This is a genomic window from Winogradskyella poriferorum, from assembly GCF_036553625.1.
Lineage (GTDB): Bacteria > Bacteroidota > Bacteroidia > Flavobacteriales > Flavobacteriaceae > Winogradskyella > Winogradskyella poriferorum.
The window spans coordinates 280,056-294,358 of sequence record NZ_JAZHOU010000002.1; the positions used below are offsets into that span (position 1 = coordinate 280,056).

Here is a 14,303-nt window from a genome sequence, read left to right on the forward strand (position 1 = left end):
GACAATCCCATGCCTAAAAACAAAAACATTAAATCTATACTATTAATTGGATCTGGTCCAATAATCATTGGTCAAGCTTGTGAGTTTGATTATTCTGGTTCTCAGGCTTTACGTTCATTAAGAGAAGATGGAATAGAAACAATTCTTATAAATTCTAATCCAGCAACTATAATGACAGATCCTGCTATGGCAGATCACGTTTATTTATTGCCATTAACGACCAAGTCTATTGTTAAGATTTTAAAAGAACACCCTCAAATTGATGCTGTATTACCAACAATGGGTGGACAAACAGCCTTAAACCTATGTATTGAAGCTGATGAAAAAGGAATTTGGGAAGATTTTGGAGTAGAAATTATAGGTGTTAACATTGATGCGATTAACATTACAGAAGACAGAGAGAAATTTAGAGAGCTAATGTTAGAAATTGGTGTTGGTATGGCACCACAAGCAACAGCAACATCATTTCTTAAAGGAAAGGAAATAGCGCAAGAGTATGGTTTTCCATTATGTATTAGAGCATCGTTTACACTAGGTGGTGCAGGAGCATCAATCGTATATGACGAAAAAGAATTTGATGAGGCTTTAACCAGAGGTTTGGAAATTTCACCAATACATGAGGTGATGATTGATAAAGCCATGATGGGCTGGAAAGAGTACGAGTTAGAGCTTCTTAGAGATAAAAATGATAACGTTGTTATTATTTGTACTATAGAGAATATGGATCCTATGGGTATTCATACAGGAGACTCTATAACAGTAGCACCAGCAATGACTTTATCTGATAAGACATTCCAGAAAATGCGTGATATGGCAATTCATATGATGCGTAGTATTGGAGATTTTGCAGGTGGTTGTAACGTGCAATTTGCAGTTAGCCCAGATGAAGAAGAAGAAATTATTGCTATTGAGATTAATCCACGTGTATCACGTTCTTCTGCGTTAGCAAGTAAGGCAACAGGTTATCCAATTGCAAAAATAGCAGCAAAGTTAGCTTTAGGTTATACATTAGATGAGTTAAGTAATCAAATTACTAAGTCTACATCTGCATTATTTGAACCAACATTAGATTACGTTATTGTAAAAATACCACGTTGGAACTTTGATAAGTTTGAAGGATCAGACAGAACTTTAGGTCTTCAAATGAAAGCAGTAGGTGAGGTGATGGGAATTGGACGTTCGTTCCAAGAAGCATTGCATAAGGCTACACAATCGTTAGAAATAAAGCGTAATGGTTTAGGTGCAGATGGAAAAGGTTATAAGAACTACGATCAAATTATAGACAAGCTTACCAATGCAAGTTGGGATCGTGTCTTTGTATTGTATGATGCGATACAAATGGGAATTCCATTAAGTCGTATTCACGAAATCACTAAAATAGACATGTGGTTCTTAAAGCAATACGAAGAGTTATTCCAGTTAGAAAAAGAAATTTCTACGTACTCAATAGATACTATAGATAGAGAGTTGCTACTTGAAGCGAAGCAAAAAGGGTATGGTGACCGTCAGATTGCACACATGCTTAAGTGTCTGGAAAGTGAAGTTTATAACAAACGTAGAGAACTTAAAATAAACCGTGTTTACAAACTGGTAGATACATGTGCTGCTGAGTTTAAAGCACAAACACCGTATTACTATTCTACATTTGAGAGTGAAGTAGAAACTGCAGACGGAAAAGTTTCTGTAGCTAACGAAAGTGTTGTTACAGATAAGAAGAAAATTATTGTATTAGGCTCTGGCCCAAACCGTATTGGTCAAGGTATTGAGTTCGATTATTGTTGTGTGCATGGTGTTTTAGCAGCATCAGAATGTGGTTACGAAACCATCATGATAAACTGTAACCCAGAAACTGTTTCTACAGATTTTGATATTGCAGACAAATTATATTTTGAACCGGTATTCTGGGAGCATATCTACGATATCATTCAGCATGAAAAACCAGAAGGTGTTATAGTACAGCTTGGTGGACAAACTGCTTTAAAGCTTGCAGAAAAACTAGAGCGTTATGGTGTAAAGATTATGGGAACAAGTTTCCAGTCTTTAGATTTAGCTGAAGACAGAGGAAGTTTTTCGACTTTATTAAAAGAAAACAACATTCCTTATCCAAAATTTGATGTAGCAGAAACAGCAGATGAAGCTTTAGCAATTGCAGATGTATTAGACTTTCCAATTTTGGTAAGACCTTCTTATGTACTTGGTGGACAAGGCATGAAGATTGTCATTAACAAGCAAGAATTAGAAGAGCATGTTATAGATCTTTTAAAATCTATACCAGGAAACAAATTGCTTTTAGACCACTATCTAGATGGTGCAATTGAAGCGGAAGCTGATGCGATTTGTGATGGTGAAAATGTTTACATTATAGGTATAATGGAACACATTGAGCCTTGTGGTATTCACTCTGGTGATAGTAATGCAACTTTACCACCATTTAATCTTGGTGAATTTGTAATGCAGCAAATAAAAGATCATACTAAGAAAATTGCATTAGCGCTTAATACTGTTGGTTTAATTAATATTCAGTTTGCAATTAAAGATGATACGGTTTACATAATTGAAGCAAACCCAAGAGCATCTCGTACAGTACCATTTATAGCTAAGGCTTATAAAGAGCCTTATGTAAATTATGCAACTAAGGTTATGCTAGGTGAGAAGAAGGTAACGGATTTTGACTTTAATCCACAGCTGGAAGGCTATGCCATTAAACAACCAGTATTTTCATTTAATAAATTCCCTAATGTAAATAAGAAATTAGGACCAGAAATGAAGAGTACAGGCGAAAGCATCTTATTTATAGAAAGTCTTAAAGATGATGAATTCTACGATTTATATTCAAGACGAAAAATGTACTTGAGTAGATAATAAAAAAAGCCGCGAATTTAATCGCGGCTTTTTTTTGGTCTGATTTTTGGGTAGAAATAAAAGGTATTAAATAAATTTGTAACTTAGCTAAAACATAATTCATGAAAAGAACTTTACTTCTATTTTCTTTATCTTTAATATTTAGTACTGTTTCTGCTCAGGTTGTCCTAAATCAAGTTGACGATTTTGAAGATGGTACAACAAAAAATTGGTCTGATCCATCTGGTACAGGTACGGAGAATATATCTAATAATGGACCAGGAGGTGATGGAGATAACTATTTAAGAGATTACACCAATGGAAATGGTGCCGGAAGCGGATCGAAATTAATTATAAGAAACAATGGTAACCAGTGGTCTGGTAATTTCATAGCTGAAGGAGTACAAAGTATTACTTTAAATGTACGAGCTTTAACCAATACTATAAATGTTAGACTTTCAATAAATGGAAGTGGTGGAAAGTTTTCTACTACTAATGCAGTAACCGTTGCTCCTGCAGATGAATGGGTTTTGGCAGAGTTTCCAATTACACCTTCAGACTGGACAGCAGTTTCGGATGGCATAGATGGAGGTGCTGCTGGTACAGATATAAATGCTACTCTTACAAATGTTACACAATTTAGAATTTTAAGTAACCCAGTTCCTTCTTGGATTGGAGAGGCTATTGATGCAGAGATGCATTTAGATAATATTACTGCATCAGGTTCATTGAGTGTTAATGACTTTACAAAACAAGATGTAGAATTTTCTATTTCGCCAAATCCAGCAAAGAGTAAGTTAAATATTGTAATGCCATCAGGCAGTGAGGAAATGAATTTAGAAGTTTTTGATGTTTTGGGTAAACGTGTTCATAAAGGAACAATTACGCAGTTGTCATCTTCTGTAAATGTGTCTAACTGGAAAAGTGGTGTATATCTGGTTAAAGTTTCTGATGGAAAAACAACTCAGACCAAGAGATTTATAAAACAATAATATTATAAACTTTTTAAACTAAAGTCATTTCAGAAACGGAATGACTTTTTTTATAGAGAAGTGTTTAGTTTTCAGTAAGTTCAACTCGTACACGATACCCTTCCAATTCTTTAAGATAGTTTTCTAATGAGAAGTTAATACTATCAAATTCTATTTTACGTTGATGTTTAGTATGCATGCGTTTTATAGCTTTTAAAAATCGCTTTACTTCATTTTTGTCATTTATAATAAGACCAGGAACCTCTGTAGGCTTACCATTTTCGTTTTTGGCCACCATTGTAAAATATGAGGAGTTACAATGCTTTTTTACACTGGTCTGTATGTTTTCCGACTCTACTCTAATGCCAACTACCATAGATGATGTACCTACATAATTCACCGATGCTTTCATGGTTACCAATTCACCAACTTCAATAGGATTTATAAAATCTACAGTGTCAACAGATGCCGTAACACAATAACTTCCAGAGTGTTTAGAGGCGCATGCAAATGCAATTTGATCCATTAAATTTAGAATGTATCCTCCATGAATTTTTCCACCAAAATTTGTGTTAGATGGTAACATTAGTTGTGTTATTTCTATTCTTGAGGCGTCTACTGTTTTATACATAAGATTTTAGATTTAAAAATAATAGACTAACTATTATGGCAATACCAAAACTAATCAAAGTACCAATTAATATATACTCTGTCAGTTTTCGTTCTTTGGTTGAAGTTAAATCACCAAACCTAAATACGGATTTGGCTGTTATTAAAAAGCCAACAGCTTCCCAATGTCCTACAATTATGAATATAAATACTAATAGACGTTCTAAAATACCAATATACTTTCCTGCATCTTTTAAAGATTCATTGTCTTCAGTATATTTTGAAATATCCCATTTTGTAAAAATGGTTCTCATTATTATTGAAGTTGGTGTTGTTAAGAAAACCAAGCAAATTATTAATAGTAATGCTGAAGTGCTTATAGATAATGATGGTGCAATATCCTCATAGTACATTGCTATGGCTAAAAGAAATATAGCTGCTATATGTAGTATTTGATCTGCAAAAAAATAAAATCGCTTTGTTTTTTTCTTTTGCAGAAGAAGCTTAAGAGCATCTATAATAAAGTGTGAAGTGCCAATTAATAGAATCAATAACCAATACGAAAAATCCCAAACTAAAAGGAACATCAAAGCTATATGAATGGCAATATGAATGTATAACCATTTTGACTTTAGTTTCTTTTTTTCTTTGTCCTTAACCCACTTTTGTGGCTGAAGAAAGAAATCTCCCAGAATATGGGCAAGTATGAGTTTTAAGATTATTAGATTCATATCTGATCTATTTTTTGTCTGTACAGTTTATCTAACTCTAATATTTCATCTAAGTAAGCTCTTTTTTGACGCTTGCTTACTGCATCTTGGCTAATACCAATAAGCTTTGCCAATTCTGTTTGTATCATGGTTGGATGTTCTATGCTAAGCTTTACAATTTCAGCCGAATTCGTAGTCCAATTATCCATGGCAATCAGTGCAAGTTTAAAATATAAGTTCAACTCTTCGTTAAGGGTAAAATCTCTAGTCTTTATTTTTAGATTTATTTTTTCCTTTTTTAAGGTTTCAAAAGTTTCACCCGAATGTACAAATGCCTCGCCATTAGATTCACTTACAGTATTGCCTTTGTAGTCTTTCTTACCAATGCCGATAGACATCCTGACATCTAAGCCTTTTATTGTTTTAATACAGGATTTTAGATATACAGCATTTATAAAACTATCATAAATATCTCTGCATTCATATTGAAAGCTGTCACCACGATAAATTTCATAGTAAGATTTATCAGATGATAGTGTATTAAGAGCATATTTCAATTGCTCCATCCAAATATTTTGGTCCTTAATATTTCTAGATTTTATGATGTCTCCAGTTATAACACTAGTCATAGTATCATTATTTGTCTCAAATATATGCCTTTAAAAAGGAATAAACAAATATATTCCTTAAAAATGGAATATATTAAATTATTCCTTAAAAATGGAATATTCTAGATGTCGTCTTCTGAGGCTCGCTTTATAATGCTTTCTGGTAATGCTTTTTTGGCTTTGGCACCCATTTTCTTAATTTTTTCTACTCTAGAAATAAGGTTGCCTTTACCTTCAACCAATTTATTCATTGCAGCAGAGTAGTCGCTTTTAGCAGCATCAATCTTTTTACCAACACCAGTTAAGTCAGACACTAAACCTTCAAACTTATCATAAAGTGCACCAGCTTGCTTGGCAATTTCCATAGCATTTTGTTGTTGCTTTTCGTTGTTCCACATGGTATCAATGGTTCGTAATGTAGCCAAAAGTGTAGAAGGTGTAACAATAACAATATTCTGCTCAAATGCTTTGTTGTAGAGTGTGTTGTCTTCATTAATGGCAACTGCAAAAGCAGGTTCTATTGGGATAAACATTAAAACAAAATCAGGCGACTCAATATCATATAAATCCTGATAGTTTTTAGCCGACAACTGATCTACGTGTTTTTTAATAGAATTAACATGTGCTTTTAAATATAGTGCACGTTCGTCATCTTCGGCATTTACCAAACGCTCATAATCGGTTAGAGATACTTTAGAATCTATAATCATCTTTTTGTTATCAGGAAGGTGTAATACCACATCTGGCATAACACGAGAACCATCTTCGCGCTGAAAGTTTTGTTGTACAAAATATTCACGGTCTTTTTCTAAACCAGATTTTTCTAAAACACGTTCAAGAACTAACTCTCCCCAATTACCTTGTGTTTTGCTATCTCCTTTTAAAGCTTTGGTTAGGTTGGTTGCTTCTTTTGCCATTTGTTGGTTGAGATCTTTAAGCCCTAATAATTGCTCTTTTAAAGCCGAATGCATACTTATGCTTTCCTTTTGAGAATCCTCGACTTTCTTTTCAAAGGTTTTTATCTTTTCTTCTAATGGATTAAGAATATTTTTAATGTTCTCTTTATTCTGAATAGTGAATTTCTCAGACTTTTCATCTAGAATTTTAGAGGCCATCAATTCAAAGTCTTTTCTAAGTTGTTCTTGTTGCTTGGCAAGTTCTTCGTCTCGTTTTAAGTTCTGTTCCTGAAGATTCTCGTACTCGGTGTTTTTTCGAGATAATTCAGCATTTAATAACTCTTTTTCTCTTCTGATGTCTTCACGCTCCGTTTCAATTTTAGAAATGGTAGCTTTTAAATCTTGTAATTGCTGATTAAAAAGTACATTCTGCTTTTCATTTTCTTTGTCAAAATTTTGTTTTAATTCTTCGAGTTGTTTGTTAAGATTAGCGTTACGTTCTTCTAACATGCTTGTACTGCTTTTACTTTTAAGTTGAGAAAATTTTAAACCCAAAAAAGCGCCAGCTACAGCAGAAAAAATGATAGCGATAAATAAAATAAGTGTGTCGGTCATAAGGTGAAAAAGAATTTCATCAAAGATACATTTTTAGTGTGAAGTTGGAAGTACGATGCTTCAAGAAGAACAGTTATTTCTTTACTCTAAAACTTCCAGAGGTATTATCAAAAGAAATTAAATCATCAGGAAAAAGGGATTCAAAAACACCTTGAGAAATAAGATTGCATGGTTGATCATAAACAACATTTTCATTTCGCATTACAATCATAGTGTCACAAAGTTGAATGGCTAAGTCAATTTCGTGAGACGAAAACAGAATAGTTTTACCTGTTTCTTTTGTTAATTTCTGAAGCAATTTTAAAATATACGCTTTATGATACATGTCTAAATGCGTAGTAGGTTCATCTAAAACAATAATATCTGTGTCTTGTGCTAAGGCACGTGCTATCATTACTTTTTGCAACTGACCGTCACTCAGCTCGTAGCATTTTTTGTTTCTAAGTTCTGAAATATTAACCAGATTAAAAGCATTTTTAACAATCTCAATATCTTTTGAGGTTAAACTACCTACCCAATTGGTGTAAGGATGTCTTCCCAATGCAATGAGTTCGTACACAGAGAGGTTTTTTGAAGTTAATGCTTCGGTTAAAACAATACTTAGTTGTTTAGCTAAGTCTAAAGACGATATCGATTTTAAATCTGTATCATTTAAAAGAACTGTTCCAGATAGCGCAGGTTGAACTTTAATTAGCGTTCTTAAAAGTGTTGATTTACCAATACCATTTGCACCAACCAAACCAATAAGTTGTCCTTTCTCCAATTCAAAATTGATGTTTTGAGAAATGACTGCCTCTCCCTTTTTGGTCTTGTAACCAATGGAGAGGTTTTTGGCTTTTAGGATGGTATTTGGTTTTTTAGTATTCAATATATAAAAGCAATTCTGTCATCCTGAACTTGATTCAGGATCTCATTAGATTCCGCATCAAGTGCGGAATGACAAGTTAGGTTTTTCATTTTCATTTAAAACATCATTTTTCGTTGTCTAACCAATAGCCAAATCACAACAGGTGCACCAACCAAAGCGGTTATGGCATTAATAGGTAAGGTGTAATCACTACCAGGAACCTGTGCTATACTATCGCAAATAAGCATGGTAATAGCACCAAACAAAAATACTGCTGGTAATAGAATTTTATGATTAGAGGTTTTAAAAATTTGACGTGTTAAATGCGGAATGGCCAAGCCAATAAACGCAATTGGACCTGCAAAAGCTGTAATGGTTCCTGCAATTAAACTTGTGGCTAGTAAAATTATAAACCGACTTTGTTTTAGGTTAATACCTAAACTTTTGGCATAATTTTCACCCAGTAATAAGCTATTCAACGACTTTATTGACATAATACTCAAAATCATACCAACAAGATATATTAAGAAGAAAATACTGAGTTCTTTCCAAGATAAATTGCTTAAGCTACCAAAACCCCAAAAAACATATTGCTGTAATTGTTCTGCAGAACTAAAATAGGATAACACACTTACTACAGCAGCAGTAATGCTTCCAAACATTAAACCTATAATAAGTATGGCCATGGTATCTCTAACTTTATGCGATACAGCTAAAACTGCTAATAATACCAAGAAACTACCAAGACTGGCTGCAATGACAATACTCCATTTAGAGATTAATGCTGTCGCGAAGAATCCACCAAATAAACCAGACCCTAAAATTATTAATGCTACACCTAAACTAGCGCCAGATGTAATACCTAGAACAAATGGACCTGCTAATGGATTTCTAAATAAGGTTTGCATTAATAATCCAGAAATTCCAAGTCCAGAGCCAACTAAAATTGATGTTACAGCTTTAGGCAATCTGTAATTAGTAATTATAACGTCCCATGTTGTGTTATCAATATTGCCAAATAGGCTGGCGATTATGCTCTTTAAAGGGATGTTTACAGAACCTAAACTAATATTAATAAAAAAGCAGGCAATTAGTATTACTACTAGTAGTGCATACTGAAATTGATATGTTTGGGAATTATGCAATTAGTTAAGAGGTTTAAAGAAATGAGGTGTATAGTGTTCTAAAAGATCTGGATGACATATTTTAATAAGGTCTTTTAATACCAAATCTGGTCTTGCTGTACCCAATTCATAATATAAAACGCCACCTGTTGCACCAGTAGTGTTAACAAACGAATAAATTGACTTATTATTAAAGGCATCAAAGTTGGTATATAGCTCACTAACTTCTTCAAGTTGTTTGTAGCTGGAATAGTAGGATGGACTTAACCAAATGTCTGCATGTTGGGCTTTTTCTAAAACGACTTCAAAGCTAAGTGCTAAACTTCCATTTCCAGAGGTGTCACTCCATAGGTAATTTACATTAGCATCTTTTAAAAATTGTGCTTCTGGACTAGAGCCATTTGGTAAATACCACACGTCTCTATGCATAGCACCACTTAAAACAGTTGGTTGTTTTTTTGCATTAGCAGCTATTTTTTTAGCCTCTAAATAGTCACTTTCAATGGTATTAAAAATAGAATCTGCTTCTTTCTCTTTATTGAACAACACTCCAAAAAACTTTATCCATTCCGCCTTCGCTAGAGCTGAAGACTCTACCCAATCACCATTATAAATTACAGAAATACCTGATTTTTTAATCGTTTCAAAAGTTTTGTTGACACCATCTACACCAAATCCGATAACAACGTCTGGGTTTAGTTCTAACAACACTTCTGTATTTATTCCTTCGTTTTTACCAAGTTCTCTAACCAGTCCATCGTCAATACGTTTTCTGGTTTTTTCAGACGATATATAATCCACACCTGGAAATCCTACTAAAGTTTGTTCTACACCAAGTAATTCTAATGCTGGTATGTGAGTTGTTGAGGTTACGACAAGCTTTTCAATAGTATTAGTGATAACACCATCGTAAGCATCGCTTGGATACGTCATTACTGCTAGCTGTTCTTTAGAGGCAATAAGATATTTATATGTTTTTTTAGCTTCTGGCCAAGGATTTTTTATGGTTAATACTTTATAGTTAGAATAGTCCTCAAACATAAAGCCTTTAGCATATTTAAGTTTTGAGGCTTTAATCTCTGGGTTAGGTAATTCCTCTTTTGAAGTATTGTCTTTACAGGAAAAACTGATAATAAATAACAGAAGGATTAGACAGGTTTTTATATGTAACATAAGTGACTTTATGCAGTTATGGTTCTTCATAATTTTGTGAAAACTTCAATAATGAGAGACGATTCAAATTTAACCATATATATTGTTGCAGGAATTATAATTGCACATTTTTTAGTGGGTTTTATTTATCTTATTTATAAAATGAATAAGAAAAAAGACAAATAAACTTTTCAATTTTTAAGATTACACTATTTTTGCGACGAAATCTGGTTTTATTCAATTTTTATTGAATGAATTAAAAGGGAATTTGGTGAAAATCCAAAACTGTTCCCGCAACTGTAAGCTACAAAGCTTGTTGTTACCTTCAATGTCACTGGAATTTTTTTCTGGGAAGACCAACAGCAAGACGCAAGTCAGGAGACCTGCCAATTTCAACAAAGAAGTCAAACTTTCGGGATAAAAGTTTACTCGGTAATTGAGTTTAGGTCTTTATAATAGCCTTTTTCAGTATCGCTGTATGTTCTCTCGAGCAATTAATGTATTAAATGAACAAAACAAAATTGTTTTGTAGCATACTAGGTTTAGGTATGTTTACAATTGGATCTGCACAAATTAAGCAGGATTCGGTTAAAGTAGAAAAACTAGATGAAGTTGTATTATCAGACTCGCGTTTTGCGTTAAAACGTGAAAATTCTGGTAAAGTCATCACAAAAATCACTTCCCAGAAATTAGAAAAACTACAAGGGCAATCAGTTGCAGAAATTATTGGTAGAACTGTTGGTGTAGAAATTAACGGAGTTCGCAGTAATGCAGGTCAGAATCTTAGTTATTTTATTCGAGGAGGTAGAAATCGTCAGGTTTTAATTATGATTGATGGAGTACAGGTTACAGATCCATCTCAGATTGCAAATGATTATGATTTACGTTTTTTTAATGCTGATCAAATTGAATCTATTGAAATTTTAAAAGGGGCTTCTAGTACGCTTTATGGCACAGGTGCAGCAACTGCTGTTATCAATATTAAATTAAAAGAGGCTTCTAAAAAAGCTATTAATCTAAATTTAAGAAGTACACTTGGTACCAATCAGTCTTCAGATGAAAATAATTATGCATTAGAAGATTTTAGAAACAGTGTTTCGGTAAACGGAAGCTTAGGTAATTTTAATTATTTAGTAAGTTTTGGACAACAATATACAGATGGCTTGTCTGCTATTGATGGCGGAACAGAGTCCGATGCTTTTAATAGTTACAATGGTAATTTAAAACTTGGCTATAAGTTTAATAATACTTTTAAGCTTAATGCCTACGGAAGTTTTGATAACTACAAAGCAGATTTTGATGACAGTTTTAGTATGACAGATGCAGATAATGTTTCGTTATCTAAACAATATCGATTAGGATTGTCGCCAGAAATCAAATACAACAAAGGAAGCATTATTGTAAATGCTGCTTATAATGATGTAGAACGCGAAATTGAATCTGGTTTTCCTTCAATGTTTAATGCACAGAGTATTGTTTTAGATGCATACAATCGCTATAATTTTAATGATAAATTTTACACAGTACTGGGTTTAAATTATCAGGATAACCAGATGGAAAGTTTTACAATTCCTTTTGGAGAAACCAATTTTAGCCAAGCTATAAATCCTGATAATGCACAATTTACAATCACAGACCCTTATGCAAATGTGGTTTATGTTTCAGATTTTGGTCTCAACGTTAATGCAGGTTTAAGATTAAACAACCATAGTGAGTATGGCAGCCATTTGGTGTATAACCTTAATCCTTCTTATAAGTTCGATGTAGATTTTGGATATATTAAAGGTTTAGCAAGTTATAGCACGGCATTTATAACTCCGTCTTTATATCAGTTGTTTGAGCCAAGTTATGGTAATGCTGATTTAAAGCCAGAAGAAAATCAAACCATTGAAGTTGGAGCAGAAGTGTCTATAAAAGATAAGGCAACATTTAGCCTTGTATATTTTAATAGAAATGAAGACAATTTCATAGATTTTGTAGATACAGGTAGTTTTGTTTATCAATATCAAAATGTGTCGGAATCCTTTACAGCAAGTGGTTTAGAGTTTGTGACTCAGGCTAAAATTGTTGAGGGATTAGATGTTAATCTCAATGCCACTTACACATCTGTAGACGAAGATTTAAGCTTAAGAATACCAGAAATAAAGGCGAATGCTAGAATCGATTATGCGTTTTCAAAACAAACTCAGATGAGTTTATCTTACCAATATAATGACGAACGTGAGGATACTTTTTATAACAGCTCAACATTTGAAAATGAAATTGTAACATTAGAATCTTATGGACTATTAGATTTTTATGTAAGTCATTCTATATTAGAAGACAAACTGTTACTTTTTGCTAACGTTACTAATATTCTTAATGAAGATTACCAAGAACTCTTTGGGTTTAGTACAAGAGGCAGAGGTGTTAACCTTGGATTTAATTTAAAATTATAGAAACAAAAAAGCCGCTTAATTAAGCGGCTTTTTTTATTAGTTTATTCTATATACATTTCTTGTTCTAACGATTGGAAGAATCGTTTCGTTTTAATTAATTTAGGACCAGGAACTACATCGTAATTAAATCTGCCAGAATTAGAGATGTCCAAGAGTGCAGCTTGTAATAAAGGTTCGTTTATTTCGCCCAAAACACCAAGCGTACTTGGGTATTCTCTTAATTCGATATCTGGAGTTAATCCGTCTGAAGGCACCAACTCATCATTCACATTAACTGAATTAGCAACTAAAGGTTGCATGGCGTAAAAATGACCTGAGTTTCTACCTTCATAGCCAAGATTAGGTGAATCATATATTGTAATAGATATTTGTGTTTTTCCCACCGTATTTTCACCTATAACCACAACATCTATATATGCACTCAGACTGTTTATTACTAACTCACTAGCAGAGGCGGTTCTTCTGTTAGATGTTAAAATATAAACCTTGCTGAGATTTAAACTATTTATCGCGCTACCACCTTCTATAGAATTTGTAAAAAGGTAATCTCTATTGTTACTAGATAAGTTTTCGTTATAAAATGCTTTAGAATATACTTGTCCTGTAAACTGGCCAGTAATCATACTTCCCAAATATGCCGCAGTCTGTACAGATCCACCACCATTATATCTTAGGTCCAATACCAATTCAGTAACTCCATCTGAAGCGAAATCGGCAAAAACACCGTTTAGAGCATTGTTAAAGTTAGAATTAAACTGATTATACATTAAATATCCAACTTTTGTGTTGTCTTCAAGAGTAATGGTTTTGGCAATATGTATCGGGTTTTCTACATATTGAACTTTAGTTAAAGTTTCGCTTTCACCATTTAATGTCAGAGTGTCGTCTGCAACATCTGGTGTACCATTGTTGTTGTAATCTGCAAAATTTAATGTGTAAGTTTCTTGCGATAAGAGTTGCCCAAAATTAGATTCTGTTAGATTAATACCATCAACAGCTGTAAAAATCATATCGCGCTGTAAGCCTAAATCATCTGCTGGACTATCATTTAAAACCAATGTAATAGCACCAAAAACATCTGTGGTGCTTCCTGGAACAAAATATAAATTGAATTCTAACCCATTACTTAAACTTATACCTTGTAGCTGGTTTTGTAAATTAATGTAGTTATCTGTTATAATACTAAATCTATCAATAGTTTCGGGCTGATGTAATAAAGATTCAAATAAAGCTTCGGGAGATTCAAAATCTGCTAAATAGCTAGAGTAGTCTTCGTTAGTATTAAATCTGTCATCAGCTAAATCAGGAATTTCAGATTTATAGAGGTAGACAGCATTCATGCCTTTCCAAACAAAGTCTTTAATGTCTGAGGAGGTAATAACATTATCGTCTAAATCTTCAAAACAACTGGTAAAGGTTGTAGTAATGGCCAATAAGAGTGCCAATAATTTTAAATTTTTCATCACTTTTCTTTTTAGATAGCTTTTTTACT

General features: G+C 33.2%; 11 protein-coding genes and 1 riboswitch. Of the genes, 3 read left to right on the plus strand and 8 right to left on the minus strand.

Going from position 1 to position 14,303, the window contains the following annotated elements; all coding sequences use genetic code 11:
• Positions 1-9: 9 nt before the first annotated feature.
• Positions 10-2,862, plus strand: coding sequence for a carbamoyl-phosphate synthase large subunit (gene carB, locus V1468_RS07435; RefSeq protein WP_331809608.1), 2,853 nt, complete (start codon positions 10-12; stop codon positions 2,860-2,862).
• Positions 2,863-2,963: 101 nt separating this feature from the next.
• Positions 2,964-3,833 carry a T9SS type A sorting domain-containing protein gene (locus tag V1468_RS07440; protein ID WP_331809609.1) on the plus strand — a complete coding sequence of 290 codons (870 nt, stop codon included), beginning with the start codon at positions 2,964-2,966 and terminating at the stop codon, positions 3,831-3,833.
• 64 nt (positions 3,834-3,897) lie between these two features.
• On the opposite strand, the gene V1468_RS07445 is transcribed toward V1468_RS07440, so the two are convergent.
• The 7 genes from V1468_RS07445 to V1468_RS07475 form a co-directional block, all read right to left on the minus strand.
• Positions 3,898-4,443, minus strand: a complete 546-nt coding sequence (locus tag V1468_RS07445; RefSeq protein ID WP_331809610.1) for an acyl-CoA thioesterase — start codon at positions 4,441-4,443, stop codon at positions 3,898-3,900.
• Positions 4,436-5,152, minus strand: a complete 717-nt coding sequence (locus V1468_RS07450) for a DUF3307 domain-containing protein (protein ID WP_331809611.1) — start codon at positions 5,150-5,152, stop codon at positions 4,436-4,438. The genes V1468_RS07445 and V1468_RS07450 overlap by 8 nt, the downstream gene beginning before the upstream one ends.
• The gene (locus V1468_RS07455) at positions 5,149-5,760 is read right to left on the minus strand and encodes a SatD family protein (RefSeq protein WP_331809612.1); all 612 of its coding nucleotides are present in this window, start codon (positions 5,758-5,760) and stop codon (positions 5,149-5,151) included. Before V1468_RS07455 ends, V1468_RS07450 begins: the two co-directional genes overlap by 4 nt.
• Before the next feature lie 101 nt (positions 5,761-5,861).
• A complete protein-coding gene (gene rmuC, locus V1468_RS07460; RefSeq protein ID WP_331809613.1) occupies positions 5,862-7,250 on the minus strand; it encodes a DNA recombination protein RmuC in 1,389 nt (462 codons plus the stop codon).
• A 73-nt stretch (positions 7,251-7,323) separates the two neighbouring features.
• Positions 7,324-8,118 carry an ABC transporter ATP-binding protein gene (locus V1468_RS07465; RefSeq protein WP_331809614.1) on the minus strand — a complete coding sequence of 265 codons (795 nt, stop codon included), beginning with the start codon at positions 8,116-8,118 and terminating at the stop codon, positions 7,324-7,326.
• Positions 8,119-8,213: 95 nt separating this feature from the next.
• Complete coding sequence (locus V1468_RS07470; protein WP_331809615.1) at positions 8,214-9,242, minus strand: FecCD family ABC transporter permease; 1,029 nt, start codon at positions 9,240-9,242, stop codon at positions 8,214-8,216.
• Positions 9,243-10,424 (minus strand): ABC transporter substrate-binding protein, encoded by a 1,182-nt coding sequence (locus V1468_RS07475; RefSeq protein WP_331809616.1) that lies wholly within the window; start codon positions 10,422-10,424, stop codon positions 9,243-9,245.
• Positions 10,425-10,583: 159 nt separating this feature from the next.
• Positions 10,584-10,778: riboswitch (cobalamin riboswitch) on the plus strand.
• Between the two features lie 101 nt (positions 10,779-10,879).
• Between V1468_RS07475 and V1468_RS07480 the strand changes: the two genes are divergently transcribed.
• Positions 10,880-12,811 carry a TonB-dependent receptor plug domain-containing protein gene (locus V1468_RS07480; RefSeq protein WP_331809617.1) on the plus strand — a complete coding sequence of 644 codons (1,932 nt, stop codon included), beginning with the start codon at positions 10,880-10,882 and terminating at the stop codon, positions 12,809-12,811.
• A gap of 41 nt (positions 12,812-12,852) precedes the next feature.
• On the opposite strand, the gene V1468_RS07485 is transcribed toward V1468_RS07480, so the two are convergent.
• Positions 12,853-14,274: a S41 family peptidase gene (locus V1468_RS07485; RefSeq protein WP_331809618.1), complete on the minus strand. Its 1,422-nt coding sequence runs from the start codon at positions 14,272-14,274 to the stop codon at positions 12,853-12,855.
• Positions 14,275-14,303 lie beyond the last annotated feature (29 nt).